We start from the raw sequence: 26,836 nt of genomic DNA on the forward strand, positions 1-26,836 counted from the left end.
ACTGGCCCGGCCCTCGAGGATCCCGAGGGTGGCTTCAGAGGCACTGCATGCTTGTCGTTCTGCTACTGCCCCGCGAGAGACCGTTCTATGCCCGTCCAGCTGCCCGTGGTGCCCGGTGCGGAGCGAGTCATCCACCCCGACCCCCGCACCGACCTGCGGAGATATCGACACTGCCTGGTTTGTCTATATAGACGCCATAGGGATAGGTATTTCCCGGATTCACTCGAATGCGACTTGCTTGAGGTGTCGTTTGGGGTGAATCGGAGTGGCTAGAAACCGAATGAACCGGGGAGGTTCTCGATGGAGGACATCCCACTGAACTCGCACAAATCTCCGCCATGAGGGGCGTCGGTCGATGAGGCGCCTCCACGGCACTGGTGAGCATCCAAGGAGAACTCTGATGAGCGATGACGGGACCATAGCCCACTTCGACGAGAAGGCCCCGCAGGCATACAAGCGTTTCGCCATCATCCGCTACTTCGACGGAGAGAAGTGGTCGAGGGATCAATATCTTCCCGAGAACACCACGAGTGTCGGCCCCTCGCTCGCGGTCATCACTCCCGAACTGGCGAACCCTGCACTTTGCTGCTTCGAGAGCGCCACTTCGTCTGCCAGTAACGGCCGGATGATGGCGACCAAGGATGGCCTGGCGTGGTACGCGGTGAAGCATAATCTCCCGAAGAACATCAGAGAATCGGCGATCGTCGCCTATACCCCCAAGGGCGGACAGCCAAGTCTCTACGTGTTCGCCTCACTCCCCGGAGGGAACTCGTGGTCGTCGAGCAAAGACGCCGAGACGTGGAATACGCCTCAGCAGATCCCGACCGACATCCTCGCGGCCAAGGGCCAGCATTTCTCGGCCGCCGTATTTCGCGGGGAGATTATCGTGGCCTGCGCCGGGGAGCACGAACCGGAATGTGCCTCGTTCGACGGGTCGACATGGAAGAAGCTCGCACCTACCGACGCCGTGCCCTACGGTCAGCCGAACATCTCCGTGGTCGACGACACGCTTTACAATGTGACCCCCGATGACGACGGGAAAAAATTCCAATACCAGACCTATGACGGAAAACAATGGAGCGAGCAAACTGAGATCCCGACGATTCGGGCAGACAAAATCAGCGCCGGGCTGATGGGAACCTTCGACGGCAGCACCCTGGTCTGTGTAACGATCCGAATCGATGAGACGTTGGCGGTGCTCAATTCTTCGACGTCCACCGACGGCGGTACCACATGGTCCGAACCTCTGATCATCGGGCAGACTCTGTCCGCCGACCAGAGCCGCGTCTTCTCCCTGGCCACCTTCCGCAAGCGCCTCTACTGCGCCATCGACTGGGCTGAGGGACAGTAGAGACCGTCGCCAGGCCACCCGCGACGGACACCACCACCCGGCGGCGAAAGCTCCAATCCTGGCGGACCGCCCACGATCACAACGACGTCGACGTTGTGATCCGCGGACCCGGGCCAGCACGGCGGCCAACTCCACCACGCGTCCCGCGGGAGACCCGACAGGACGTCCTACCCGCGTGGGGAGACCGCCCCCTTCAGACTGCCAGCCAAGCCCGCACAGGACACGAAAGGACTGACGACGTCATGGCACTGCCGGTCGTGGGAAAGCGCTATCGCTTCAGGAACAGCAAGTACGGAACCTACCTGGACTGGAGCACCGCCCTGGTCCATCACACACCCGCCACACCCGCGCCGGAATTCGTGCTGTTCTCGGCGTCCAGAGACCCCGCCCGCCACCTCCTGTGCGTCTCCAAGGCGGGCAAGGGGGCATTCGGCGCGCCGCTGGGTGTGATCGCCGGTGTGAGGAGTGAGAGCAGCCCCGACTACATGTGTGACACACCTGCCCACTGGGGGAAGGACACCGCCCGGACCCAGTGGAGTCTCAAGGACGACACCGCATCCGGTGGCCTCCGGTTGCGCAACACCCTCACCGCCCAATACATCCAAGCCGTCGAAGACGGCGACACCGTCGGATTCGTCGACGACAAGCAGACCGACGGCACCGACCTGTGGATCGCCGAGGAGACCTTCTCCTATGACGAGGTGCTGAACTTGGGCCATGGCGACAGCACCCCGCTGAAATCACCCAAGCTCAAGGACATGAACCCGCCGCCCAACTACGAGCCGCCCGAGCCCGGCCAACTCGTCGCCGTCGCCGCCGTGCCGTTCTTCCTTATCAAGAAGGACACCCACAAGGACACCGACTGGCAGGCCGAACACTCCCCCTACTACATCATCAAACGGTGGTCACGCTGGCGACTGGTGAAGTGGGGAACCTACGCCGCGGGCAAGAGCGAGACCTACACCTGGTCCACCACCTGGGGGGTGACGACCGAAAAGAGCAAGGCGATCTCCGAATCCACGCACTGGAACATCACCGCCAGCGCCGGCTTCTCCTTCGAGGGCTTCGGACTCAGCGTCAGCGGTGCGTTCGGACGCGACCTCAACGTCACCACCACCACCGGCAGCACGGAGAGCTACACCCAGGACTACAGCAAGAGCGTCTCGTTGAGCCCGCCCTACGACCAGGCGATCGGGACCTGGTGCCGTGAGGACAGATACATAGTCTTCCGCGCCGACGCCGACACCGACATCCTCACTTTCGAGGCCATCCCGGAGAACAGCAACATCGAACTCTCCTACCTCGATACCGGCCAGGCATAGCCCCCGCCCGCCCAACTCGCGAACAGCCTGACATCCCATCGGGGGTAGCTCGCCCCCACATGGCTGCGCTCACGACCGGACGCCAGATCCTCCTTCGTGGGCCGCCTGCTCGCCTACTGCTGCAGCCCACCCTCCCCCGTCAGCGTGGAGCGCATCCCTCCGACGAAGCGACGTCTCCGAGCACTGTCGCTGCGATCTCATCAACAAGCCAAGCAGCACACGTCACAACCGCCCGACGCGGACCTGGAGATAAGTCGAGTGCTGTTCTATGTCAGACGATCCAGGGCCCTAGCCCCACTATGGACGTGGGGGCTGGGCCGGTGTTCCCGCGTCGGGCTCGTTTCTAGGTTCGAGGCATGCGACGAGTCTTGATTTCCGCGCTGACGGTATGTGCGGCGGCCACGGCGGTCGTTGGTACGGCGGCGGCGCAACCTTCCGGTGGAGAGGTGGCGGGACGGCAGGAACTCCAGAACGCGCTCGACCGGATGACGAAGGCGGACGGGCTGCCCGGCGCCTCGGCGGTGGTGGTCGACCGAGGGCGTCCGATGGACCTGCGCAGCGGGGTCGGGGACCGGGAGACCGGAGGGCCGATGCCGGGACCGCGCGGGCACCTTCGCATGGCCAGCAACATCAAGCCGATGGTGTCCACCGTCGTCCTGCAGCTCGCGCAGGAGGGCAAGGTCTCCCTGGACGCGCCGGTCGGCACCGTCCTGCCGGGCGTCATCCCCCCCACGCGCCGGGGACGACCACAAGATCACTGTGCGGGAGCTGCTCCAGCACACCAGCGGCCTGCACAACTACACCGAGGAGGTCCCCGACGCCGCGAACTTCCAGCCGTTCCGGCACTACGACCGCAGTGACCTGCTGGCTCGAGGCTTCTCCAAGGGGCCGAACTTCCCGCCGGGGAAGGGCTGGGCCTACTCCAACACCGGCTACGTGGTACTCGGGCTGGTCATCGAGAAACTGACCGGCCATTCGTGGCAGCAGGAGGTCCGGCAGCGGGTCTTTGAGAAAGCCGGGATGCGGGACACCTACTTCCCTGGCCCCAACGACTACGGTCTGCGCCGGCCGCACGCCTGCGGCTACATGCAGCTCAAGGGTGTCAAGGGCGGGCTCGTCACTGCCGATGTCACCGAGTGGTCGCCGTCCCAGGCGGACGCCAACGGGCAGGGCGTCACCACGTCCGCCGACCTGAACCGCTTCTACACGGCCCTGCTCGGCGGGAAGCTGCTGTCACCCGCGATGCTCACCCAGGCCAACGCCACCGGCGCCCTCGACCACCAACGCGCCCTGTACACCGCCCTCTGCACCCGTTGACCCACGCCGCCACGGGCTCGCCCACCCTCTCGTGGTGGACGGGCCCTGCGTCGTCCGCGTCAGAAATCCCGGCCGTCCTCGACGAGTTCGAAGACCTCCTCGCCGAACGAGCGGTCGCCTTCCCTCGGATCGGGTGAAGCCACTGCCGCCCCGGTTCGTCCGGGGCGGGCGTCATCCTCACGCCTCGTGGCTGTGGTGTGCGAGCCGCGGGGGCTTGATTTGGTTGGGGGATGAGCGTCAGACGGATATGTGTCCACCGCTGGTCCGGACCTGGATCAATACCTCGGCCCACGCGGCTTCCGAGAGCATGAGCTTCGGTCCCTCGGGATCCACAGAGTCACGCACGGCGACCCCAAGGCTCAATCGAGCAAGCTCCACACACTCAGTCGGGGAGGAATTGGATCGTGAACTCTTCCGCCATGCAGCTCGGGAGAGATCCTCAGTCAAGGTCAAGGCGTGACCTCCTAACGAGAGCGTGCACGGCAGTGGTTCGCCGAGATGGGCGTAGGTGTTGTGCTTGGTGTCAGTGAGATGGCTTCCAGCCGGGGCGATAGTCGGGGTGATCGGCGTAGGGCAGGGCTAGGTCCAGTAGATCTGGGCAGGGCCAGGCTTTTCCGTCGTACCGGCAGTGGTTCCGGTTGCCCCGGGGCAGCTTTGGACCGTTTGCGGTTGAGCTGCGTGAGTGGCGGTCCAGCGTGCGTCGCTTGGCCGCGACCTCGCGGAGAACCCGCTCTGGATCGTGTCGTGCGACGTGCTTGGCGATGGTCGGGTGGAAGCCGGAGATGTCGCTCTGGCAGAAGTCCACTGTCCAGCCGTTCGCTATCCATTGTCCGCAACCGTCGCCGTCGCTTCGACGTGCGAGGTCGTCGTCCTCGTCGAAGCGTGTCCGCAGAAAGCCAACGATGTCCTCGTTCATGGGAACATCCTGATGGATCTCCTGCAAGCACGCCTCCCCAAAAGAGATCGCAGCGTGGGGCACCGCACGCAGAGCCCAACCGTCCTCAAGGAGCTGCGTCGAGCGCGCCGTCGCCGAACCCAAGCAGTCGAGAACTCGGCAACGCTGGATCGGCCGCCGCGAACACTACGCGTCGACCGCCCTCGCCGTCGCCGGCCTCGTCTCCGACCGCTGCGCCAATCGGTAAAGATCACCCGCCTCACCGTTCAGGCCATCACGCCCCGACTTCAATCGCACTACTTGGCCCGATCGCGCCAGGCGGCCACCATGTCTCGGATCGCGGCACGAATCGCGAACCAGACAAGGAGGGCTTGCGCTACGCCAGCGCCCACTAGAAGGAACACCCCACCATAAAGACCGGGCCGCGGCAAAAGCAGCAAGAGGATTGAGGTGGGCATTGTGACGAGTATGAGTCCGAGCCCGCTCATATCGCCAGACAGATCGCCAGGATGACGCGATTGTAGTACGGCGATTGCCGCAACCAGCACTGCCAGCAAATAGACCCCGGACACGAACCCCGCCATAAAGCCGGGCCGAAGAATTACTTTCTTCAAACCTAAAATCCCCAGAGGTGAAGGGGTGTGGCGGCATGGGCGTACTCGACACTCATGCCACCACATCCTCTTAAATACTAGCTATTACGTTCGGTCCGGCCCCCGCCCACGACTTCTTTTCAATACGGCCTGCAATACGCATGACTACGGCCTCGGAGTCATCCAGACCGGATTTTTGGTCGGCTGGTCGGGGGGGGGGATGGATCGTTGGGTGGCCGAACTTTGTGGTGTCGGTGGCAGTCGGCGACAGTGCGGCCGCTGCGACCCCTGATGCCGGGACAAGGTGGGCTCAGCCCACCCCTCCAGCCAAGAAGGATGATATAGCCCAAATGGGCATAAAACAGGCATCCGGGCTGTCCGGTGCAGTGATATGAGTGCGCTGCGGAGAGGGTGGCTGCTGGGGAGGCAGCAGAGCGGGAGGGCGCTGAAGCGCCGGGAGCGACGCGCGGGAGCGGGGTGGCGCGCCGACGGGGCGCGCGAAATCGACCGTGGAACGGCCCCGCGGGCGGGGGATGACTCGCCAAGCGGAGCTGTGGGGGCAGACCAGGGCGGGGGAGAAGGGGGCAGGGAGGGACGCGAAGAGGTCCCCTTCCCCTCCCCGATATTGATATTGCGAAGCCCACGAGCGCACCCGGCCTGGAATGTACGGGCATCGCTGTCGCCTGGCGCGACCGTGGTGTGCGGGTGCGCGTGGGGAGGCGAGCGCCCGGAGGGTGAGAGCCAGGGGTGGGCGGCTTGATCTAGATAGGGAAGGTCTCACGCATTCTGAACCCCCTTGGCCAGCGGGGCAGAGGGGGCTGGAGGGGCTGGCGTCCTAGGCGAGGTCCCTCAGGCTCCGCGTGAAGTGGTGCCACTTGTCCGCAGGGAGGCTGAGTACGGGGCCGGAGGGGTCCTTGCTGTCGCGGATGGCGACGAAAGTATGCATGTCGGCGAGTTCAACGCACTCACCGTTGCCGCTGCTGTGCCTGCTCTTGCGCCACTGGACGCTGGACAGATCCGGCGGGATGACCACTCGTGCCTACTTTCATCCTTGTACTGGCTCGGGATGGTCGTCATGAGCCCTCGGGATACTTCCGGGCTGAAGGCGATGCTCGGGCCGTCGGCCTCAGTGAAGTGAAGGACGAGGAGGAGCCAACCAGGCCCGGATGTGCACCCGCAGCATAGGGAATGACCTGGAGCGTGGCGGCGCCACGGTGCGCGGGCATTCGTTGAAGCGGATCTATCTGCCCCTGCTCGTGCTGTCTGGTTCCAGTCACCTTATGCGTGAGCCCCCGGATCATGCGGAGGCCCACGCATAGGTTCTAGAGGTCGAGATCGCCGTTCTTCGCGCGGGCGGTGAGCGCCGCCCACCCGTCACGGCTCAGGGTGAGCCGTCCGGCGTCCGGCGCCTTGCTGTCTCGGACGCCGATGCCGGACTGGAGGTCGGCCACCTCGACGCAGTTGCCGCCGTTGTTGCTTCTCTTGCTCTTCCGCCACACGGCGCGGGACATTCCGGGCTGGTGCATGTCCATCGGCTCGCACCCCTTCCTCGATCGGGGTCGTCAGATCTCTTCGGCTGCGCGGGCGATCATCACGCGTGACTCGTCGGGGTCGAGAGCTTTCGCGACGAGATGCCCATGCATGAGGTTATAACGGCCCACCTCTGCCTCTTCTTCAAGATAGAGGCCACCCGCTTGGTTCTCGACGTACGCGACATCGGAATCTGAGGCTTCCGGAAAGCACAGCATCGTGAACGACCCGTCCATGGCAGCGTGTGCCCCGCTTCTGAACGCCAGCACTTGAACGTTGACGTGTGGCAGTTCGGCCAAGGCGGCGACGTGCTGGAGCTGGTCGCGCATCACTTCGCGTCCCCCGACGACCCGACGGATCACCGCTTCGTTGATCACGGCCCAGAGGTGGAGTGGAGTGTCCGACGTGAGTCGCTCCTGTCGCTCCATGCGGACCTTGATCTTGCGCTCGATCTCGGCGTCGTCGTTGGCGGCGGGAGCCGTCCGCAGGAATGCACGGTGGTAGTCCGGTGTCTGGAGCAGGCCAGGGATCAACTCCGACTCGTAGGTTTTGACCAGGGAACACTCGCTCTCAAGGCCTACGAAGAACTGAAACCAGGACGGCACGGCGGTGCCGTACTTCTGCCACCAGCCACGTTGCCGGGCCTCCCGCGCGAGCGTCAACAGGACGTCTCGCTTCTGCTCTTCGATCTCGTAGATCTCCAGCAACCGGCGAAGGTCGGTCGGCTTGATCCGTCTGTCCCCGGTTTCCCAGCGGCTGATGGTTGACGTGCTGAAGTCGCCCTCGGCTCTCTGGGCTACTTGCTCGATGGTGAGCGCCCGCGCTTCCCGGAGTCGCCTCAACTCGTAACGCAGGCGGCGGGCGCGCACCGTCGGAGTGGGACGAATCGACACAAGAGCCTCCCCGAACTGGGAAATTGCCGGTTGGGACTTGCTGAATAGGTGTTCCCTGTTGCAGTGTTGACGACACAGAGGATGCCACTCCTTACGGAGCGCAGTCATGTAGACGGGGAAACCTCTGGCGTGGTTGAGCCGAGCCGGTGGAACCGCGCGAGAGTGGGCCCCGCTGACCTGCGCTCTGGGAACGCCGCGGCATCGCGTTGGGAGTGGCGCGAACGCAGGCGGCCCCGGCACAACGGTGCGTCATCACCAGTGCCGGGGCCTTGCCCGACTAGTAAGGAGTCGGACCAATGCACAACCTATCGGACGCGGTGCCCGGGGCATCGCTGGCGAAGACGGGGGCCGTGGAAGCGGTGTCCGGAGTGACGCTGGAGCGGATCGGGTTGCTGGCTGACCTGCGGCACTTCAAGCGGGAAGCGCGTCTGGTCTCGCCGTGTTCGGGTGAGCCGGTGTTGATGGTGTTGGCGCCGGTGTCGGGACGGTGGTTCTCGGTGACCGTGACGCGGGACGTCCACGGCCGGTGGGTGTTCGGCTGGCTGGGGAGCTGGGCGGCGGCGGACGAGTCGGCGATGGCTGCGGCGCGGATCGCCGGGGTCGTGCGGTGATGGTCTGGGGTGCGGTGGTGTCGCGGCGGCTGGCTCCGCAGTGTGAAGGCGGGCTGGACGTTCGGGCGGTGCGCGCGCAGGTGCAGAAATGGGTGTCGGCGCACGCACTGCCGGTGGACATGGACGCCGTGGATCTGGCGGTGGCGGAGATCGTCTCGAACGCCGCGCGGCACACCGCGTCCGGTCGTGACGGCGGCGGAGTGGACGTGGCCGTTCACACGGTGCACGCCTCGGAGTTCGAGGCTGCGCATGCCGTTCGGGTGGACATCACCGATGACGGTGGCGCGGTGGGCGTTCCGTTGGTGCCGTGCAAGGAGGACGCGTTTGAGGACGCAGACCTGTGCGCGGAGTCGGGGCGCGGTCTGGGGCTGGTGGCCATGATGACCGACCGTTCCGGAGCGGTGCGGGTGCATGACGGTCAGCTTCGGCGATGGCGGGTCTGGTTCGAAGTGCCGGTCTGCACGGGCACGGAGGCGCAGCCCTGATCTCGCAGCGACACTGTCAGAGCCCCGGCGTCTGACTCTGCATCGGGTCGGCACGGCGGGGGAGTGGCTCAGCCTCTGCTGTGGGTGTGGTTCGTCGCGATGAGTTCGGTCGGTGGGGCACGGCGATGCGGGTCCGCTCACCTTGTGGTGGGCGGGCCCTGCATCGTGTGTGTCAGAAGTCCCGGCCGTCCTCGACGAAGGTGAAGGACTCCTCGTCGAACGGGCCGTCCCATTCGCCGCGTCCATGGTCGAGGTCGATCTCGGTGGTGGGGAGGGCGGCCCGGAGCCGGTCCATCATGGCGTCCGAGAGGAAGTGGTGGTGGAGATCGAGGTGTTCGAGGTGCGTGAGGGGTTGTCCGGCGAGGAGGGCTTCGGCGCCTCGGCCGCTGAAGGATCCCCGGGCCAGGCTCAACCGACGCAGGCGGGCCACGACGGGGGCGGTGGCGATCTGGACGGCGATCTCGTCCTGGAGGCAGCTGTTCTCCAGGGCGAGGTTGCGCAGCGCGGGTAGCCGCTCACCCGTCAGGATGGCTCCCAGGTCCGTCTCCTCCGCGACGTCGACGCGGTTGTCGTCGACGCCGAGCCAGACGTCCAGGCGTTCCAGTGCGGGCAGGTCGCTGGCCGCGATCGCGCGCAGGACTTCGGCCGGAAGGTTGCACGACTCGACCCGCAGGGTCTTCAGCGCCTCGTGCCGGACGGGACGGAACTCCAGGTCGTACCGTCCACGGACGTCCAGTCGTTCGAGCTTCGGGAACCGTTCGAGTACGGGCGTGAAGTCGCCGAACGTCGCCATCCCGCAGAAGTCCTGCCGTGGCCGATCGACAGGGCCCGCAACCCGGGGAACCGGTCGGCGACGTCCATCAGGACTTCGATGGCGGTCGGGCCTCCACGGTCTTCGAACCCGATGAAGCTGATGACCAGGGCGGTCACCTGGGTGCTGTCGGTCTTCTCGAAGAAGGACGCGAAGACCTCGGCGAGGGTCGGCGAGCCGAGAAAGTCGGCGTGGACGTCCCAGGCGGATTCCTTCGCGACGACGTTGTGTCGTTGGTTCGGATCGAACCAGACCACTGGCAGGCCGTGGAATTCCTTGGTGTGCTCCCGGGACATCGATACCTCTCGCTCAGCTGTCGTGTGATGGGTTCGGTGAGGGCCTGGGCGTCAGAAGTCCCGGCCGTCCGCGACGTAGTTGAAGACCTCGAAGTCGAACGGGCCCTGCCATTCGCCACGTCCGTCGGCGAGGTCGATCTCGGTGGTGGGGAGGGCGGCCCGGAGCCGGTTCATCATGGCGTCGGAGAGGTAGTGGTGGTGGAGGTCGAGGTGTTCGAGGTGGGTGAGTGGCTGGCCGGTGAGGAGGGCTTCGGCGCCTCGGTCGCTGAAGGTTCCCCGGGCCAGGCTCAGCTGGCGCAGGCGGGCCACGACGGGGGCGGTGGCGATCTCGACGGCGATCTCGTCCTGGCGGCCGCTGTTCTCCAAGGCGAGGCTGCGCAGCGACGGCAGCCGCTCGCCGGTCAGGATGGCTCCCAGGTTGGCTTCGTCGGCGGTTTCGATCCGGTCGTCGTCGACGCCGGGCCATACGTCGAGGCGTTCCAGTGCGGGCAGGTCGCTGGCCGCGATGGCATGCATGACCTCGGCCGGAAGGTTGCACGACTCGACCCGCAGGGTCTTCAGCGCCTCGTGCCGGACGGGACGGAACTCCAGGTCGAGCTTCCCCCGGACGTCCAACCGTTCGAGCTGCGGAAAGAGTTCGAGGATCGGCGTGAAGTCGTCGGACTCCTCCATCAAGCCGAAATCCTCTTCGTGGCCGAGTGACAGCGCCCGCAACTGCGGGAACCGGTCGGCGACGTCCTTCAGGATCTCGGCACCGGTTGGGCCTTCGAATCCGGTGAAACCGATGAGCAGGGCACTCACCTGGGTGCTGTCGGTCTCCTTGAGGAACGATTCGAAGACCTCGGGGAGCTCGGGAGGCCCGGAGAGTTCGGCCTCCAGAAGCCAGGCGGCCTCTTCCGCCACGATGTCGCCGCGACGGTCCGGATAGAAGTCCTTCACGGGCAGGCCGTGGAATGTCGTCTTGCGGCTCCTGCCGGACACGGGGATTCTCCTCTTCCGTTCGGTGTGGCGAGCTCTGAGGTCAGGGAGTGAGGTTCCAGATGTGGACGACGCCGCCCCGGCCGGCGGTCACGGCGAGCGGGCGGCCGTCGACCTCGACGGCGTCCATGGCCCGGACACCGGTGTCGTGGGCCTTGATCGGGTCGCCGATCGGACGGCCGTCGTCCAGGCTCCAGCGCCAGAGCTCACCCTCGTCGGTCGCCGCCGCGACCACGGTCTCGTGAGCGCGACGGCGGTGTACGGGGCCGAAGCGGTGAGCATGTGCAGCTATTCGGCACGTTCCAGGTCGGTCACCTGAACCTCGTCGCGGGTCACCGACGCCACGAGGGTCCGGCCGCCGAACCGCGCGACCTTGGCGTTGAGCATGTCGTCCGAGTGTGCGGGGAGCGTCTGCCAGTGCTCGTCCGTCTCGTCCTCGTCCTCTTCGTCCTCTTCGTCGTACTCACGCAGAGGTTCCAGAGGGCGCTCGGTCCACTCGTCCTTGAGGACGTCCCAGGTCCACACGTCCTCGGGGCCCGACACGCAGACCACGAGAGGACGGCCGTCGAACTCGACCACCGCGAGGTCGTCGATACGGCTCTCGGACGGCACGGCGCCGCCTTGGAACAGGCGTTCGATCGACATGCCGGACGATCGTAGTCACCCCTCCCGTGCCATGTCCGGAAGATCAACATTTCGCCGGTCGAGCAGGACGGTCAGGACGGCGAGCAGCGCCAGGGCCACGCCGATCCAGGGCAGGAAGGAAAGGCCGGCGCCCGCGTCCAGGGCGATGCCCGCGAGGAGCGGGACGAGGCTGATCCCCAGCTGGAACATGGAGACGGTGGTGGCCCCGGCCAGCGTGGGCGCCCCCGACGCGAGGGCGAAGACCCGTCCGTACTGGGCCGGGTTCAGGACGAAACCGGCGACCCCGAGGAGCAGCACCAGCGGGATCGCGACGACGGCCTGTCCGGCGAACGTCGCGATCAGCGCGGAGACCACCGCGATGCCGATGCCACCGATGAGGAGCGCCTGGTGAGGACGCCTGTCGGAGATCCGTCCGCCCCACGAGAGACCGACGAAGGAGCCCACTCCGAACAGCGTCAGGACGCCCGGGACCCACACGTCCGCGACACCCGTGACGTCGCGCAGCAGCGGCGCCAGGTAGTTGTACGTGATCATGTAGGCGGCGGTGCTCAGCAGGGTGACGGCGAAGACGAGCCACAGGCGCGGACGCCGCAGGGTGCGCAGTTCGCGGCGGACGCTCGGCCTGACGCCCGCGTTCGTCGACGGCACGGCGGTCAGAGTCAGGACGGCGCCCACGCAAGTAAGAGCCACGACGGCCCAGAAGCCGCCGCGCCATCCGGTGAAGTGGCTCAGCAGTGCCCCGGCCGGTCCGCCCAGCACCATCGCGAGGCCGAGACCGCTGACGACGACGCCGGACGCGCGGGCCGTCCGGTTGAACGGGACGAGCCCGATCGCCGTGACCGTCGCGACCGCGAAGTACCCGGCGTAGGCGAGCCCGCAGACGAACCGTGTCGCCAGGAACAGGACGTAGTCGTGGGTCAGTAGACCGGCCGCCGCGGCGGCGGCGAAGAGGAACTGCGTGGTCACGAGGGTTGTCCGGCGCGGCCAGCGCAGTGTCAGGACGGCCAGGGGCGGTCCGCCGACGACCACGCCGATCGCGTACGCGGAGATCAGCCACCCGGCGGACGGCAGCGAGATCCGCAGGTCGCCCGCGATGTCCGGCAGGACTCCGGCGACCAGGAACTCGGCGCTGCCCATCCCGAACAGGCTGAAGGCCAGCAGGTACACGGGCAGCGGAAGGCCCCGCCGCGCGACGCGTGCCGGGACGGCGTCGGAGTCGGAGTCGGCGTCGGGGCCGGGTGACGGGACGGTCGTCCGGTCAGAGCTGGGGGAGTGCATGTACGGGTCTCCTGGATCCGTTGATCAATTCCAGATCCAGGCTGATTCCGCGCCCCATGAAACAGCAACTGTCGTTGCCGAAACCGGGACGCCCGCCTCACGCCTTCACACGGGGAAGGCGGCGATCGCCCGTTCGCGCGTCGGCACCCGGTTGCGGCCTGCGGGCGATACGAAAGATGCTCAGGTCAGAGGGCGGCCCAGGCGTGGGCGCGTTCGCGCAGGGCGCCGAGGTCGCCGGTCCTGAGGACGTCCCCGACCAGCGGCGCGTCGGCGCCGACGGCGACGGCTCCGGCGGCCAGGTAGTCGGGGGCCTGGGGGAGCTTGATGCCGCCGACCGCGACGTACTTGGGCTCCGGGAACGGCTGGCGCAGCGCGGAGATGTAGCCGGGGCCGACACTGGCCGCCGGGAAGACCTTGACGTAGTCCGCTCCGGCGCGGTGCGCGTCCCAGACCTCGGTCGGGGTGAGCGCGCCCGCGTAGACCGGCACGCCGTGGTCGTTGCCGTACTTGATGGCGTCGGCCATCACACCCGGCGTGACCAGGAAGGACGCTCCGGCGGCGATCGCGTCGGCGGCGTCGGAGCGGGTGATGACGGTGCCCGCGCCCGCGCCGTCCAGGGCCTCGATCGCGGCGAGCGCGCCGGGGGTCGGCAGCTGGACCTCCAGCATGAGGCCGGCCTCCATCAGGACGCGCGAGGCGGGGAGCACGTACCGGTCGTCCGAGCCCCGCAGGATCGCGATCACACGTCCGCCCATGCCAGACCCCCGCCCACGTCAAAACCGGCCGCCCAGCCGGTTCCACTGCCCATGCTAGATCCGTCGGCCGCGCCTTGAACGTCCTCGCGGGCGCCGGTGCCGGTCACCGGACGAACTCCGGCAGCGGCCCAGCGCCTGAACGCCGAGCGGACGAGGTGGTCCGTGGCGGGTGCTCGACGGGCCGGCGCCCGCACCGGTCCGATGGCTCGTTCATCGTTCCCGCCGCCCTTTCGTTCGCCTACCGGGGATTGTGCTGCAGGAAGATCACGATTGGACGTGCGGTGCGGGCCCGATTCCGGCGAATCGTGTCAGGGACGCTCGGGGTCCAGGCGGAACACGGTCGTGGACGGCGTGTGCGGGACGATCTCCTCGATTGTTGCGTCGACCGCGAACGGCAGTTCCGGGTCGACGTATCCGGCCTGCGGCAGGTAGACCGCCAGCGCGCGGGCCGCCTCCATCCCCTCGAGCAGGGTGGCGGTGTATCGGGCGTCCGTTCCGTCCGGGGCGTCCCGTTCGATGGTGCACGCGCCGGCGGCGACGAGGTTGCGCACCCAGTCGCGTCGGCGGATCGCCGAGCACAGGTACAGGCGGCCGTCGAGCATCGTCACGTTGATGCCGAACGGCCGCGGCTCGCCGGACCGGCGACCGGGCACGTTCACGACCCGCACGGACGGCTTCCCCTCCAGGTACGGCTGGACCGGCGCGGCCCGGACGTCCCTGATCGCCTGCGCCGCCGCTGCCTGCCAATCCGTCTGCTGCTCCATGAAGCGTCCTCCCCACGATGAACCGGACCGTCGGTCCGGATTGCCAGGCCGGTACGATACGGACCATCGGTCCGGATAAGCAAGGGGAAATGGTGAGCACACCCGAGAGCGCGGACACCGGTCAGGCGGACGCCCCTCGTGGCGAGCGGGCGGACGCCGCGCGCAACCGGGAGGCGATCCTCTCCGCGGCGGCGGAACTGTTCGACCGCCGGGACGTCGGCTCGGTGTCGCTCAACGACGTCGCCGCGGCGGCCGGGGTCGGCAAGGGCACGGTGTTCCGCCGGTTCGGCGACCGGACGGGCCTGATCCAGGCCGTCCTGGAGCCGCGCGTCCGGGCGTTGCGCGAGGCCGTCGAGTCCGGCCCGCCGCCGCTGGGACCCGGCGGCGACCCGCGTGAGTCCCTGCACCGCTACGTCGACGCGCTGTTCGACTTCGTCCAGGCCAACCGCGGCCTCATCCGCGCCCTGGAGCACCGTGGCCCGGACGCCTACTACGCCAACGACGCGAGCCGGTTCTGGGTCGCCGAACTGGGCCACCGCCTCGCCGCCGTCCATCCGGACGACGACGCCGAGTACCTCGCGCACGCCGTGTTCACCGCGCTCCGCGCCGACGTGATCGACTACCTGAGGGACGCCCGCGCGATGTCGCCCGACCGCATCCGCGCCGGACTGCACCGGCTCAGCGCCGGGTCGGCTCCCCGGGAGTGACGGCACCGTCCCCGGCCGATCCCTCGGCCGCTCCACCGGACGGCTCGTCGTTCTTCCCGTCGGACAGTTCGGCGTTCTTTCCGTCGGACGGTTCGTTGGTCTCCCGGTCGGACGGTTCGTCGGTCTCTTCGCTGGACGGTCCGTCCGGCGGTTCGGTGGAGTCCACATCCGCCACTCCGCTCTCGGCCGTCCGCCCGACGCGGCGGAGGGAGCGGTCGGCGAGCGTGGTGACCAGGAACAACGTGGCCGTCCCGACGAGCAGCCATGCCATGTGGTGCAGGCCCGCGGTTGTCGCGCCGTGCGGGAAGACCGCGGCGTTCGCCGCCGACGCGGCCAGCGCGCCCAGGTACATGAACGTGCGCAGCAGCCCGGCGGACGACCCCATGCGCTCCGGGTCGGCCTGCGCGTAGAGGGCGTTCTGGTTGGCGAGGCCCGTCAGCCCCTGCGGGACGCCGATGACGGCCCCGATCGCGATCAGCCCCCAGATCGGGCTGGACACGTGGACGAACAGCAGCGCCGAAACCCCCACCACCTGGACGATCGACCCGACGAGCAGCTTGCGCCGCACCTCGGGGTTGCGTCCGGTGAGGGCGGTGACCCCGATCGCGGCCAGCGACAGGGGGAGCAGGAGCAGTCCGGCCGACGTCGACGACAGTCCGCGCCCCTCCTCGAGCCACTGCGTGTACCCGTACAGGAAGGCGTAGGACGTCGTGAACGCCAGGAACTGCCGCAGGTATGTCGCCAGCAGTGGACCGTTCCCGCGCAGCACCCGCAGGTCGATGAACGGATCGCGCGACCGCAGCTCGCGCAGCGCGAACACCGTCCCGACCACGGCGGCGACCACGAGCAGGTACCACGTGCTGACGCGCGGGCGCATGAGGAAGAACATGAACGCGGTGAGCGTCACCGCGAACAGCGCGATGCCGGGCAGGTCGATCTGGCGGAGGGCGGAGTGGACGCCGGACTCCGCGGCGCGCGGCGGGCGCGGCAGCCAGAGCATGCCGAACACCAGGCACGCGACCGCCAGCGGGACGTTGATGGTGAAGATCAGCTGCCAGCCGCCGAGGCCGATCAGCAGCCCGCCGAGCGTCGGTCCGACCACCGCAGTGACCTGCGCGGACGCCGACAGTGTCGCGAGTATCCCGGCCGGACTGGCCCGGCCCGTCCGGTCGGACTCGGAGCGCAGCAGCGCCATGGACGCGGGGTAGGCGGCCGACGTGCCGAAGCCGAGCAGCACCCGCGACAGGACGAGCATGCCGAGGCCGGGCGCGAGCGCGCCGACGAGCCCGGCGACGCCGACCAGCGCCGACCCGACGAGGTAGAGGGGACGCGCGCCGAACGCGTCGACGAGGCGTCCGATCACCGGCTGCCCGATCGCGGTCGCCAGGTACAGGCCGGTGACCAGCCAGGCCGTCTGCGCGGGGGAGGCGTCGAACGCCCGGCCGATGGGGATCAGCGCCACCGCGAGCATCGCCGAGTTGATCGGGTTCAGCACCGATCCCAGGATCATCGGTGCGATCAGCCTGCGGTCGAACCCGCCGTCGCGCGAGCCCATGCGCCACCTCCTCCAAGTAGACAGTCCAGACTGTACACTTCTATATGAACAGTTCAAACTGCCTATTTCTTCCGGAGTGGCGCCCCCGCTGGTCAGCGCGGTTTCCTCATCGAATTCTCATTTTCGGATCATCGACGGGAAAGATCGCACCGCGAGCCTGCCGCCCATGGATCTGTCGCTCAAGCGCCGGACCCTCCTGGTCAACGGCACGCTCGTGGTGCTGCTGGCGGGCGGGGCCGGGATCGCCTACTTCTCGCTCGCCGACGACGGCGCGGGCGCCACGCAGACCCGGGAGCGCCTCACCACGGTCGCCCGCGGGACCGTCGAGGCGACCGTGTCCGCGTCCGGGTCGGTGGCCAGCACGCAGCAGAAGGCGCTGGACTTCGGGACGTCCGGCACCGTCAAGCACCTGTACGCCAGAGCCGGGCACAAGGTCACCAAGGGCGACGAGCTCGCCCGGCTCGACCAGACCTCCGCGCTGGAGACCCTCCAGGCCACCAGGCTCACCCTGAACGCCGCCGCCGACACGCTCACCAAGGCGTCCTCGAACACCGCGAGCGCGCAGTACGCCAAGGCGTACTCCGACTGGGTGCAGGCCAAGCAGAACTACCGCAGCGCCCAGGACCGGCTGGACGCCACCGTCCTCAAGGCCCCCTTCAGCGGGACGGTCACCGAGGTCAACGGCGGCGTCGGCGACACGGTGAGCGGCGGCTCCTCCTCGTCCTCGTCCGGCACCGGCGGGACGTCCGGCTCTGGCTCCGGCGGATCGGGCGGTTCCGGGGGTTCGAGCGGCTCAGGCGGGTCCAGCGGAAGCGGCGGCTCGAGCGGATCGTCGTCGGGGTTCGTGACGCTGGTCGACACCAGGTCGCTGGAGGTCGTCGCCGACTTCACCGAGGCGGACGCGGCCAAACTCAAGGTCGGCCAGGACGCCACGGTCAGCTTCGACGCGCTGTCCGGCAAGACCGCGTCCGGCACGATCGCGCAGATCGCGACCACCCCGACGACCAGCAACAACGTGGTGACGTTCGCGGTGACGGCCGCGCTCACCGACGTGCCGTCCGGGGTGCGGATCGGGCAGACCTCCACCATCGAGGTCACGACCGGCCACGCCGAGAACGCGCTCTATGTCCCGAGCGCCGCGGTCCGGACGGTCAACGGGGTCAGCACGGTCACCGTGATGGAGAACGGGAAGCAGGCCCTCCGGACGGTCAAGACCGGCCTGCGCGGCGGCCAGGGCACCGTCATCACGTCGGGGCTCAGCGAGGGCGACCAGATCGTCGTCGTGTCGGCGGCCACCTCGTCCGGCACGGGCAGGCAGGGCGGATTCCCGGGCGGCGGCGGTGGCTTCGGCGGGGGAGCGCCCGGCGGAGGCGGCTTCGGCGGAGGCGGCGGGTTCGGCGGCGGCAGCGGCAGCGGAGGACGCCGGTGACCGCCACCAACCTCGGCACCGGTCCTGCCCCCGGTCCGGGAACGGCGATGCCCGTTCTCGACCTCCGCGACGTCACGAAGGTGTACGGCGCGGACGCCGCCGCCACCGCCGTGCACGCCCTGCGCGGCGTCACCCTGACCGTCGAGCGCGGCGACTACGTCGCGGTGATGGGCGCGTCCGGGTCCGGTAAGTCCACGCTCATGAACATCATCGGCTGCCTGGACGTGCCGTCCGGCGGCCGGTACCGGCTGGACGGCCTGGACGTCGGCGGGCTCGACGAGCGGCGCCTGGCGATCCTGCGCAACCGCCGGATCGGGTTCGTGTTCCAGTCGTTCAACCTCATCCCGCGCATGTCCGCGCTGGCGAACGTCGAGCTGCCGCTCGCCTACGGCGGCGTCCGCCGGGACGAGCGCCGCCGCCGCGCACTTGCCGCGCTCGCCGAGGTCGGCCTCTCCGACCGCGTCCGGCACGAGCCGAACGCGCTCTCGGGCGGCCAGCAGCAGCGGGTCGCGGTCGCCCGCGCCCTGGTCACCGCCCCTACCCTGCTCCTGGCGGACGAGCCGACCGGCGCCCTGGACAGCTCGTCCACCGCCGACGTCCTCGCCATCTTCGACCGGCTCAGCCGGTCAGGCCGGACGCTCGTCGTGATCACACACGAGGAGGAGGTCGCCGCGCACGCCAAGCGGGTCGTCCGGCTCGTGGACGGACGCGTCGCCGACGACCGGCGGCGGGCCCCGGTGGACGCGCCGCCGCCCCGGCTCGGCCACGGTCCGCTGGAGGGCGCGCGATGATCCTCGAGGTCCTGCGGTTCGCGCTGCGCGGGCTCGGCGCGAACAAGCTCCGCACCGGGCTCACCACGCTCGGCATCCTCATCGGCGTCGCCGCCGTGATCACCCTGGTCGCGGTCGGGAACGGCTCGTCCAAGGCGATCCGCGACAGCATCCAGCGGCTCGGCGCCAACACCCTGACCGTCACCAAGTCCACGACCGGACGAGGCGGACGCTTCGGCGGAGGCGGAGGCGGCTTCAGAAGTGGTGGCGCCGGCGCGGGCGCCGACGGCCAGGCCGCCGGCCCCCGCACCCAGGCCCGCGACCTGACGATGGACGACGCGAAAGCGCTGGTCGACAAGGTGAACGCGCCCTCGGTGAAGAGCGCCTCCCCGGTCGTCAACGCGCAGCAGTCGACCGTCACGTTCGGCGGGGCGAGCACGTCGGTCGGCCAGTTCGTCGGGACGACCCCGTCCTACCTGGAGGCCGCCGACCGGCGGATCCAGAGCGGCTCGTCGTTCGGCGACGACGACGTGGCCCAGGGCGACCGCGTCGCCGTCATCGGCAGCAGCGTCGCCCGCGACCTGTTCGCCGGGGTGAACCCGCTCGGCCAGCGGTTCACCGCCTCGGGCGTGGAGTTCACCGTCGTCGGGGTGCTGAGGGCGAGCGGGTCCGGATCGTCCGGGTTCCAGGACGCCGACAGCGTGGTGATCGCGCCGATCACGGCCGTCCGCGGGACGCTCGCGCCGTACGGCGGGCTGTCCCAGATCCTCGTCGAGGCGCGCGACTCGTCCATGGTCGACAGGGCCCAGGCCGAGGTCACCGACCTGCTCGACCAGCGGCACGACATCACCGGGACGGCCGCCGCCGACTTCCAGGTGACCAGCCAGGCGGGCATCCAGTCCGCCGTGGCCGACTCCAACCGGACCTTCACCGTCCTGCTCGGCGCGGTCGCGGCGATCAGCCTGCTCGTCGGCGGCATCGGCATCACCAACATCATGCTCGTGACCGTCACCGAGCGGACCCGCGAGATCGGCATCCGCAAGGCGCTCGGCGCGCCGCGCGGCGCGATCCTCGGCCAGTTCGTCGCCGAGGCGACCGTCCTCAGCCTGCTCGGCGGGCTGCTCGGCGTCGTCGCGGGCGTGGTCTGCAGCCGGTTCACCATCGTCGGCGTGAAACCGGTGCTCGTGCCGTCCTCGATCGTCCTCGCGCTCGGCGTCTCGGTCGCCGTCGGCCTGCTGTTCGGTAGCCTCCCGGCCCACCGCGCCTCCAGGCTGCGCCCCATCGAGGCCCTGCGTCATGACTGAATCCAACGAAAGGCGTCCGATGACCGACAACACCCCCGACCCCACACCCCTCCCGCCGCAAGGCCCGCTCCCGGCGCCCGGCGGCGGCGCGACCCCGCTCCCGGCGCCGGGCGGCGGCGCGACCCCGCCCCCGCCCCCGGTGCCGGGCGGCGGCGCGATCCCGTCGCAGGCGCCCGGTGGCGGTGCGACCCCGCCGCCGCAGGCCGAGATGCTGGAGTCGTCCCCGTTCAAGGACGACCTGGACAAGGAACTCGCCGACCGCGGCCCCGGCTGGCGCTCGCCGAGCGGCCCGACGCTCTACCTCGTCGCGGCCGTCCTGGTCGTCGCCGGGTTCGTCGGCGGGATCTTCACGAACAAGGCGATGTCGGACGGCAAGTCCGGATCGTCCGACAACCGCGCCGCGGGCGGCCGCGGCTTCGGCGGCGGTTACGGCGGCTTCCGCAACGGCGGAGGCGGCGGGTTCGGGGGAGGCGGCGGCGGGAACTTCCCCGGTGGCGGCGCGAACGGCCGGGGAGGGATGACGGCCGGAACCGTCACCAAGGTCGTCGGCGACACCCTCTACCTGCAGACGAACGACGGCAAGACCGTCACGGTCAAGACGACCGGCGCCACCCGCATCCAGATCACCAAGACCGGCACGGTGAAGGACCTCAAGACCGGGACGACGCTCATCGTCCGCGGAACGCCTGGCAGCGACGGCAGCATGACCGCCACCAGCGTCAACGAAGGCGGCGGTTTCGGCGGCCGCCGAGGTCAGGACACCTCCGGAGGCGGTCAGCCGCCCCAGGGCAATTGACCCTCCGGGCGTTCATGCGGCGTTCTCCGAACCGTCCGAAGTCCGGAGTGTGCCAGAGCGCCATGCTTTGAGGTGTGATGGGAAGGTGACGAGTGTCGGGGGCCGCCCGGCCCCCGACTGGATCTCTTCCACCGGAGGATGAGATGTCAGGTGCTCCCACCGCCGTCTCCCCGCACGCGGGCCGCTCCCGCCTCCGCGCCGCCCTCGCGGCGTGCGCGCTCGCGCTCGCCGGCACGGCATGCCTGGCCACCACACCCGGCGCCGCGAAGGCCGCCACGGTCCCGACGCCCGACCACACCGTGGTCGTCGTCTTCGAGAACCACTCGTACTCGCAGGTCGTGGGCACGTCCGGCGCGCCGTACATCACGTCCCTCGCCAACGGCGGCGCCAACCTCACCCAGTCCTACGCCCTGACCCACCCGAGCCAGCCGAACTACTTCGACCTGTTCTCGGGCGCCACCCAGGGCGTCACCGACGACACCTGCCCGCCGCCCGGATCCCCCTACTCCACCGCCAACCTCGCGTCCGAACTCCAAACCGCCGGACGAACCTGGGCCAGCTACAACGAGGGTCTACCGTCCCAGGGCTCCACGACCTGCTCCAACAGCACGGGCAAGTACGCGCGCAAGCACAACCCCTGGTTCTCGTTCAGCAACGTCCCGGCTTCGTCCGGGTACACGTTCGCGCAGTTCCCGACCGACTACACGACCCTGCCGAACGTCTCGTTCGTCATCCCGAACCTCTGTAACGACATGCACGACTGCTCGGTCTCCACGGGCGACACGTGGCTGAAGAACAACCTCGACGCCTACGCCCAGTGGGCCACGACCCACAACAGCCTCCTGGTCGTGACCTTCGACGAGGACAACGGCCTGTCGGGCAACCGCATCGCCACGATCTTCTACGGCGCCCACGTCAAGCCCGGCGCCTACGTGACCAAGTACACCCACTTCAACGTCCTCCGCACGCTCGAGGACATGAACGGCACCACCCACGCCGGCAGCGCCGCCACCGCCACCCCCATAGCCGAAATCTGGCAGTGACCCTCGAAACCGGCCGGGCCCAAAGCGGCCCGGCCGTTTCCTTTCGCCGGTTTTGGAAGATCATGGGCGCGTGCGGCACCACCCACGCCGCCACCTCCATCACCGCAGTAAGATCCCGGAGCGGCCGGGCCGGGCAGGGGTCCGGTCGTTGTTCGTCTCGTGAACGGTGATGCGATCTCAGAAGGCGGCGGATGGAGACCACGCGCCGCCCCAGGGAATGGCCCGGCCGGTTGGTTCGGGCTGTTCAGGGGATGATGGTGGGTGCCGAGGCTTCCATGCCGTGGGGCCGGAACGGGACTTAACCTGCTGCGAACTCGTTCGGCGTGATGATGGTGGCGCACCGGCGCCCGTCTCCCGAGCTGGAGTGATCATGCGCTCACGCGTGCGGTTCAACGCCACCGGGAACCTGACGCTCGTGGTGGTGTGCTTCGCGGTCACGGTGGTGGCGCTGCGCGGATACCTCTGGCTGACCGGATACCCGCAGGTGGGCGGCAAGACCCTGCACATCGCCCATCTGCTCTGGGGTGGCCTCGCGGTCTTCAGCGCCGCGGTGCTGTTCATCATGACGATCTCGGTGCGCGCCACCCGCGTCGCCGCGCTCCTGGTCGGGGTCGGCTGGGGCCTGTTCATGGACGAGGTCGGCAAGTTCATCACGAAGAACAACGACTACTTCTACCGTCCGGCGGCGGCCATCATCTACCTGGTCTTCCTGGTTTGCCTGACCCTGCTGGTGGCCTTCCGCCATGAGAACAGAACCGCGGGGGAGCGGGCGGAGGCGCGGTTGTCGCAGGCACTCGAAGTCCTGCCTGACCTCGCCCGAGGACGACTCACCGCACGGGAGGCGACCGAGGCGCAGGCGTCCCTGGACGAGCTGCGAACGGCCGCGCGGCCGGAGATCGCCCATCTGGCCGAGGCGATGTGCGACTACGTGGACGCGTACCCGTCGAGGGCCACCCGAAGCCGACTCCAGTCGGCCTGGGACGCCTGCGGCTCCGCGGCGGACCGTTTCCTCCGATCCCGCTGGTGCGCCTGGACCGTCGCCGCCGTCCTCGCGGTCCGCGCCGTCCACGGACTGCTGTCGGCGGGCATCACCCTGGCGACCAAGCTCCTCCCGCTGGAGCAGACGGACGCCACGGTCCACTGGATCACCCACCACTTCCGGACCGGTCCCGCGCAGCCCTTCGGCTCGACGACCGTCGGCCTGGGCGGAACCCTCCTGGAACTGGTCATCGCGGTGGGGCTCTGGCAGATGCTGCGCGGCCGCCGTTCAGGGCGGACGCTGGCCCTCGCGGCCCTCGTTCTCCTGCTCGGCACGGTGGACGTCGCCGACTTCTACTACAACCAGTTCCGGGCGACCGCCGCGACGCTCGCGGACCTGTTCACCTTCATCTACATCACGCACCACAGCGAGCAACTCGCCACACGCCGCGCAGACGCCTGAGAGGCCATCATCCGGGGCCTTGTGTCGTCAGGGCGTATGGGGTTTTCGAGATGTCGACGATATGCGCCGCTGGATAGGACGGGTGCCGCAACGCAAGTCGACTTGTGGGGAAGGTGCGTGTTCATGGTGGAGCTCAACCGGCGGAGGGTTCTCGCGGGGCTCGGCCTGGCCGCGGGTTCGGCCGCCGTGGCGCCTCTGCTGGGTACCCCGGCGGGCGCGGCGGCGGAGGACGGGGCCGATCCGGACGCGCTGCTGAAGGCGGGCCGGTTCGACGAGGCCGCCCGCGGCTTCGAGGAGGTCCTGCGGAAGGATCCGTCCAACGCGCACGCGGCGCGGCAGCGCGGGTACATCGCGCTGCTTTCCAACCGGTTCCCCGACGCGGAGAAGTACCTGGCGATGGCGGTGCGGCTGGCGCCGGACGACAGGCAGGCCAAGCAGTGGCTGGTCGACTGCTACCTGCGGCAGGACAACTATCCGCCGGCGGTGCCGCTGCTACGCGCCCTCGGGAAGGACGCGGAGGCCACGTGGTACGCGGCGGTCAAGGGACAGCCGTACCAGGTGTCGGTCGGGTCGTCCGGCAAGGTGCCGTGGATGTCCATGGACCCGCTGCCGGTGGTCGAGGGGTCGGTGAACGGAGGCCCGTCGAGGACGTTCCTCTGGGACACCGGCAACACCATGGGTGTGGGCCTGACGGTGGCGATGGCCGAGGAGGCCGGGCTGGAGGCGGTCTCCCAGATCAAGGTGAACGGCGGTGACCAGAAGGGCATCGACATGTTCCTCGGTGTGCTGCCGTCCTTCCGGATGGGGGACGTGGAGGTCCGCAACATTCCGGTGAGCTGGATGGACCTGGAGGCTCCCCGCCAGGGGGCCGAGCCGAATCCCGGTGGCCTCGGCCTCGAGCTGTTCTCGCACTTCGTGACCACGTTCGACTGGCCGGGCGAGAAGCTGCTCTTCCGGCCGCGGACGGCCGGGCAGGCGCGCGCGGTGAAGGCCCAGGCGGCCCGGGCCGGAAGCGCGCCCCTGCCGATGTGGGTCGACCACAACGTCCCCTACAGCCTCGGCAGCATCAACGGCTCCGGCCCGCGGGTGGTGTCCCTCAACACCGGCCAGGAGGGCGGCATGGCGGGTTCCATGGCGCTGGCGTCGGCCCAGCGGCTGGGAGTGCGCACCGACATGGCACGTCCGTTGTTCGGCGCCACGCACGGAGAGGTGCTCAAGGGATACCCGTGCTATCCGGCCGAGTCGCGTATCGGAACGGCCGTCGCCCGCGACATCTACTGGACGTGCTCGGAGGTGACCATGGATCCGACGCAGTTCGACATGCTGGCCGCCTTCGGGCACACGTTCTTCAAGCCGTTCTCGCTCACTCTCGACTTCGCCGAGATGAACGTCTATCTCGCGGAGGGTGAGACCGCCTCCTGAACCGTCCGCCGAAAGGGGTGGCCCCGCCACATCGGTGGCGGGGCCACCCCGCGGCCGGGGTCCCGGTCGGTCGCTCCGTCTCGTCAGGGCAGGCGCTTCAGCATTTCGGCGGCCAGGGCCGCGGAGGAGGCGGGGTTCTGGCCGGTGATCAGGGTGCGGTCGGTCTCCACGTGGGGAGTCCAGGGCTCGCCCTCCTGGAAGTCCACCCCGGCCTGGACGAGGCGGTCCTGGAGGAGCCACTTGGCCTTGGACGCGAAACCGGCCTGGGTCTCTTCGGCGTTGGTGAAGGCCGTGACGCGGTAGCCCGCGAAGGCGTTGGTGCCGTCGGGCTTGGTCGCGGTGAGCATCGCGGCGGGGCCGTGGCAGACGATGCCGAGCGGGGTGCCCTCCGCGAGGGCGCGGGTGAGGAGGCGACCGGAGGCGGCGTTGACGGAGAGGTCCTCCATCGGGCCGTGGCCGCCGGGATAGAAGACGGCGTCGTAGTCGGTGAGCTCGACGTCCTCCAGCTTGACCGGATAGTGGAACTCGTCGCGCTTCAGGGTGCCGGCGAAGCGGTCGGACTCGGCCTGGCCGCCGGTCGCCTCGGGGGTGAGGCTGCCCGTGTCGACGGGCGGGAGGACGCCGCCGGGCGTCGCCATCGTGACGGTGTGCCCGGCCTCGGTGAACGCCTCGTAGGGAACCGCGGCCTCCTCGGCCCAGAATCCGGTCGGGTGCTCGGTGCCGTCCGCCAGCGTCCAGCGGTCCGCGCCGGTCAGGACGAAAAGGATCTTTGCCATGGCTGCGCTCCAAGGGATGGTCTCGGGTCAGGGTGTGCCCGGACTTCAGGTTCGTTCACCGGACCGGAGCGTAACCGGGGTGTTCGCGGCCCTACCAATAGACGGTTCTATGGCGTCCATTGGCATTCCGATGGGTCAGCAGGACAGGTGGGCGATCGTCCGGAGGTGGTCGCGGACGAGTCCGACGTGCGGGGGCAGGAGGGCTCCGGTGCGCTGGACGAGGAAGGCGGTGTTGATCGGCGGGTCCTCCGGGGTGAGCAGGGGGACGAGGGAGCCGTCCGCGAGCTCGGTGGCGCAGAGGTAGCGCGGCAGGACGGTCACGCCGAGGCCCGCGACGGCGGCGGCCTTGATCGCGCGCAGGTCCGGGACGACCAGGGCGGGCTCGGCGGTGAGCCGGGTGTCGAAGACGTGCCGCCAGAAGCGGCGCAGGATCGGCAGGTCCTCGGCGTAGGAGAGGAGAGGGGCGTCCGCCAGCGCGGACGGGCCGTCCGCCGCCAGGCGTTCCGGATCGATCCGCTCCGCCCAGGACGGCGCGGCGACCAGCACGAACGTCTCGTCCGCGAACGGCTCGGCCAGCAGGGCCCGGCCGCGCGGACGGATCGTCGACACGACCAGGTCGAACCGTCCTCCGCGCAGTCCGGCGAGCAGGTCCTCCGCGACGCCCGTGGTGATCCGCAGCCGGACACCCCGTCCCGTCAGCGGCCCGAGCGTCGGGACGACCGCCGCCGCCAGGAACTCGGCGGGACCGGCGAGCAGCACCGGCGGCTCGGGGGCGGGCTCGCCGGCCGCGCCGCCCCCGGCGACGGCCTCCAGCGCGTCCATCGGCCCGGCGAGCCGCGCGGCCAGGTCGTCGCCCGCCGGGGTGGGGGTCACCCCGCGCGGCAGCCGCTCGAACAGCTGCCGCCCGGTGCGCTCCTCCAGGGCGCGCAGCTGCGTCGTGACGGTCGGCTGCGACAGCCCGACCAGCCGCGCGGCAGCGGTCAGCGACCCGGCGCGGTAGACGGCGAGGAACGTCCGCAACTGCGCCAGGTCGAGCGGACCATTGGAATTCCTATGGCTCACACCGCCG

29 protein-coding genes and 1 pseudogene are annotated in these 26,836 nt (G+C 69.1%); 13 read left to right on the top strand and 17 right to left on the bottom strand.

The window, feature by feature from the left end; translation table 11 throughout:
* Nucleotides 1–400: 400 nt before the first annotated feature.
* The 3 genes and pseudogenes from AB0L06_RS16640 (at nucleotide 401) to AB0L06_RS16650 (ending at nucleotide 3,990) form a co-directional block, all read left to right on the top strand.
* A complete protein-coding gene (locus AB0L06_RS16640) occupies nucleotides 401–1,351 on the top strand; it encodes a sialidase family protein (protein ID WP_500231874.1) in 951 nt (316 codons plus the stop codon).
* 242 nt (nucleotides 1,352–1,593) lie between these two features.
* Nucleotides 1,594–2,673, top strand: coding sequence for a hypothetical protein (locus tag AB0L06_RS16645; RefSeq protein WP_500231875.1), 1,080 nt, complete (start codon nucleotides 1,594–1,596; stop codon nucleotides 2,671–2,673).
* Between the two features lie 485 nt (nucleotides 2,674–3,158).
* Nucleotides 3,159–3,990: pseudogene (locus AB0L06_RS16650) on the top strand (serine hydrolase domain-containing protein).
* A 237-nt stretch (nucleotides 3,991–4,227) separates the two neighbouring features.
* On the opposite strand, the gene AB0L06_RS16655 reads toward AB0L06_RS16650, so the two are convergent.
* The 6 genes from AB0L06_RS16655 to AB0L06_RS16680 form a co-directional block, all read right to left on the bottom strand.
* Entirely contained in the window at nucleotides 4,228–4,443 is a 216-nt protein-coding gene (locus AB0L06_RS16655) for a DUF397 domain-containing protein (RefSeq protein WP_500231876.1), read from the bottom strand.
* 70 nt (nucleotides 4,444–4,513) lie between these two features.
* Nucleotides 4,514–4,906 carry a DUF6221 family protein gene (locus AB0L06_RS16660; protein ID WP_500231877.1) on the bottom strand — a complete coding sequence of 131 codons (393 nt, stop codon included), beginning with the start codon at nucleotides 4,904–4,906 and terminating at the stop codon, nucleotides 4,514–4,516.
* Between the two features lie 275 nt (nucleotides 4,907–5,181).
* Complete coding sequence (locus AB0L06_RS16665) at nucleotides 5,182–5,565, bottom strand: SCO4225 family membrane protein (protein ID WP_500231878.1); 384 nt, start codon at nucleotides 5,563–5,565, stop codon at nucleotides 5,182–5,184.
* Between the two features lie 748 nt (nucleotides 5,566–6,313).
* Entirely contained in the window at nucleotides 6,314–6,511 is a 198-nt protein-coding gene (locus tag AB0L06_RS16670) for a DUF397 domain-containing protein (RefSeq protein WP_500231879.1), read from the bottom strand.
* Between the two features lie 289 nt (nucleotides 6,512–6,800).
* Nucleotides 6,801–7,010 carry a DUF397 domain-containing protein gene (locus AB0L06_RS16675; protein WP_500231880.1) on the bottom strand — a complete coding sequence of 70 codons (210 nt, stop codon included), beginning with the start codon at nucleotides 7,008–7,010 and terminating at the stop codon, nucleotides 6,801–6,803.
* A gap of 30 nt (nucleotides 7,011–7,040) precedes the next feature.
* A complete protein-coding gene (locus AB0L06_RS16680; protein ID WP_500231881.1) occupies nucleotides 7,041–7,901 on the bottom strand; it encodes a helix-turn-helix domain-containing protein in 861 nt (286 codons plus the stop codon).
* A gap of 296 nt (nucleotides 7,902–8,197) precedes the next feature.
* Here AB0L06_RS16680 and AB0L06_RS16685 point away from each other — a divergent pair, with 296 nt between their 5' ends.
* Both AB0L06_RS16685 and AB0L06_RS16690 read left to right on the top strand, forming a co-directional pair.
* Nucleotides 8,198–8,512 carry a hypothetical protein gene (locus AB0L06_RS16685; RefSeq protein WP_500231882.1) on the top strand — a complete coding sequence of 105 codons (315 nt, stop codon included), beginning with the start codon at nucleotides 8,198–8,200 and terminating at the stop codon, nucleotides 8,510–8,512.
* 68 nt (nucleotides 8,513–8,580) lie between these two features.
* A complete protein-coding gene (locus AB0L06_RS16690; RefSeq protein WP_500231883.1) occupies nucleotides 8,581–8,997 on the top strand; it encodes an ATP-binding protein in 417 nt (138 codons plus the stop codon).
* 172 nt (nucleotides 8,998–9,169) lie between these two features.
* Here AB0L06_RS16690 and AB0L06_RS16695 read toward each other — a convergent pair whose 3' ends face one another.
* The 8 genes from AB0L06_RS16695 to AB0L06_RS16730 all read right to left on the bottom strand — a co-directional run bounded on the left by AB0L06_RS16695 (nucleotide 9,170) and on the right by AB0L06_RS16730 (nucleotide 14,524).
* Nucleotides 9,170–9,790, bottom strand: coding sequence for a hypothetical protein (locus tag AB0L06_RS16695; RefSeq protein WP_500231884.1), 621 nt, complete (start codon nucleotides 9,788–9,790; stop codon nucleotides 9,170–9,172).
* Nucleotides 9,676–10,104 carry a hypothetical protein gene (locus tag AB0L06_RS16700; RefSeq protein WP_500231885.1) on the bottom strand — a complete coding sequence of 143 codons (429 nt, stop codon included), beginning with the start codon at nucleotides 10,102–10,104 and terminating at the stop codon, nucleotides 9,676–9,678. Before AB0L06_RS16700 ends, AB0L06_RS16695 begins: the two co-directional genes overlap by 115 nt.
* Nucleotides 10,105–10,155: 51 nt before the next feature.
* Nucleotides 10,156–11,085, bottom strand: a complete 930-nt coding sequence (locus AB0L06_RS16705) for an STM4015 family protein (RefSeq protein WP_500231886.1) — start codon at nucleotides 11,083–11,085, stop codon at nucleotides 10,156–10,158.
* 40 nt (nucleotides 11,086–11,125) lie between these two features.
* The gene (locus tag AB0L06_RS16710; RefSeq protein WP_500231887.1) at nucleotides 11,126–11,317 is read right to left on the bottom strand and encodes a hypothetical protein; all 192 of its coding nucleotides are present in this window, start codon (nucleotides 11,315–11,317) and stop codon (nucleotides 11,126–11,128) included.
* A 53-nt stretch (nucleotides 11,318–11,370) separates the two neighbouring features.
* The gene (locus tag AB0L06_RS16715) at nucleotides 11,371–11,727 is read right to left on the bottom strand and encodes a hypothetical protein (protein WP_500231888.1); all 357 of its coding nucleotides are present in this window, start codon (nucleotides 11,725–11,727) and stop codon (nucleotides 11,371–11,373) included.
* Between the two features lie 15 nt (nucleotides 11,728–11,742).
* On the bottom strand, nucleotides 11,743–13,005 hold the full coding sequence (locus tag AB0L06_RS16720) for an MFS transporter (protein ID WP_500231889.1): 1,263 nt from the start codon (nucleotides 13,003–13,005) through the stop codon (nucleotides 11,743–11,745).
* A gap of 185 nt (nucleotides 13,006–13,190) precedes the next feature.
* Nucleotides 13,191–13,760 carry a bifunctional 4-hydroxy-2-oxoglutarate aldolase/2-dehydro-3-deoxy-phosphogluconate aldolase gene (locus AB0L06_RS16725; protein WP_500231890.1) on the bottom strand — a complete coding sequence of 190 codons (570 nt, stop codon included), beginning with the start codon at nucleotides 13,758–13,760 and terminating at the stop codon, nucleotides 13,191–13,193.
* A 308-nt stretch (nucleotides 13,761–14,068) separates the two neighbouring features.
* Nucleotides 14,069–14,524, bottom strand: coding sequence for a PNPOx family protein (locus tag AB0L06_RS16730; RefSeq protein ID WP_500231891.1), 456 nt, complete (start codon nucleotides 14,522–14,524; stop codon nucleotides 14,069–14,071).
* Between the two features lie 92 nt (nucleotides 14,525–14,616).
* Between AB0L06_RS16730 and AB0L06_RS16735 the strand changes: the two genes are divergently transcribed.
* Nucleotides 14,617–15,231, top strand: a complete 615-nt coding sequence (locus tag AB0L06_RS16735; protein WP_500231892.1) for a TetR/AcrR family transcriptional regulator — start codon at nucleotides 14,617–14,619, stop codon at nucleotides 15,229–15,231.
* Here AB0L06_RS16735 and AB0L06_RS16740 read toward each other — a convergent pair.
* A complete protein-coding gene (locus tag AB0L06_RS16740) occupies nucleotides 15,203–16,786 on the bottom strand; it encodes an MFS transporter (RefSeq protein ID WP_500231893.1) in 1,584 nt (527 codons plus the stop codon). The two genes, AB0L06_RS16735 and AB0L06_RS16740, sit on opposite strands and share 29 nt — an antisense overlap.
* A 166-nt stretch (nucleotides 16,787–16,952) precedes the next feature.
* Between AB0L06_RS16740 and AB0L06_RS16745 the strand changes: the two genes are divergently transcribed.
* The 7 genes from AB0L06_RS16745 (at nucleotide 16,953) to AB0L06_RS16775 (ending at nucleotide 24,991) form a co-directional block, all read left to right on the top strand.
* Entirely contained in the window at nucleotides 16,953–18,215 is a 1,263-nt protein-coding gene (locus tag AB0L06_RS16745) for an efflux RND transporter periplasmic adaptor subunit (RefSeq protein WP_500231894.1), read from the top strand.
* Nucleotides 18,216–18,262: 47 nt separating this feature from the next.
* Nucleotides 18,263–19,006 (top strand): ABC transporter ATP-binding protein, encoded by a 744-nt coding sequence (locus AB0L06_RS16750; RefSeq protein WP_500232192.1) that lies wholly within the window; start codon nucleotides 18,263–18,265, stop codon nucleotides 19,004–19,006.
* The gene (locus AB0L06_RS16755; protein ID WP_500231895.1) at nucleotides 19,003–20,289 is read left to right on the top strand and encodes an ABC transporter permease; all 1,287 of its coding nucleotides are present in this window, start codon (nucleotides 19,003–19,005) and stop codon (nucleotides 20,287–20,289) included. The genes AB0L06_RS16750 and AB0L06_RS16755 overlap by 4 nt, the downstream gene beginning before the upstream one ends.
* Nucleotides 20,290–20,308: 19 nt before the next feature.
* Nucleotides 20,309–21,085: a hypothetical protein gene (locus AB0L06_RS16760; RefSeq protein WP_500231896.1), complete on the top strand. Its 777-nt coding sequence runs from the start codon at nucleotides 20,309–20,311 to the stop codon at nucleotides 21,083–21,085.
* A 143-nt stretch (nucleotides 21,086–21,228) separates the two neighbouring features.
* Nucleotides 21,229–22,128, top strand: coding sequence for an alkaline phosphatase family protein (locus tag AB0L06_RS16765; RefSeq protein WP_500231897.1), 900 nt, complete (start codon nucleotides 21,229–21,231; stop codon nucleotides 22,126–22,128).
* 370 nt (nucleotides 22,129–22,498) lie between these two features.
* On the top strand, nucleotides 22,499–23,569 hold the full coding sequence (locus AB0L06_RS16770) for a hypothetical protein (RefSeq protein WP_500231898.1): 1,071 nt from the start codon (nucleotides 22,499–22,501) through the stop codon (nucleotides 23,567–23,569).
* Between the two features lie 123 nt (nucleotides 23,570–23,692).
* A complete protein-coding gene (locus tag AB0L06_RS16775; protein ID WP_500231899.1) occupies nucleotides 23,693–24,991 on the top strand; it encodes a tetratricopeptide repeat protein in 1,299 nt (432 codons plus the stop codon).
* Between the two features lie 83 nt (nucleotides 24,992–25,074).
* On the opposite strand, the gene AB0L06_RS16780 is transcribed toward AB0L06_RS16775, so the two are convergent.
* Both AB0L06_RS16780 and AB0L06_RS16785 read right to left on the bottom strand, forming a co-directional pair.
* On the bottom strand, nucleotides 25,075–25,767 hold the full coding sequence (locus AB0L06_RS16780) for a type 1 glutamine amidotransferase domain-containing protein (protein ID WP_500231900.1): 693 nt from the start codon (nucleotides 25,765–25,767) through the stop codon (nucleotides 25,075–25,077).
* A gap of 135 nt (nucleotides 25,768–25,902) precedes the next feature.
* The gene (locus AB0L06_RS16785) at nucleotides 25,903–26,829 is read right to left on the bottom strand and encodes a LysR family transcriptional regulator (protein ID WP_500231901.1); all 927 of its coding nucleotides are present in this window, start codon (nucleotides 26,827–26,829) and stop codon (nucleotides 25,903–25,905) included.
* Between the last annotated feature and the right edge of the window lie 7 nt (nucleotides 26,830–26,836).

The sequence above is a fragment of the Spirillospora sp. NPDC052269 genome, assembly GCF_040679435.1.
In the GTDB taxonomy this organism is placed as follows: Bacteria; Actinomycetota; Actinomycetes; order Streptosporangiales; family Streptosporangiaceae; genus Spirillospora.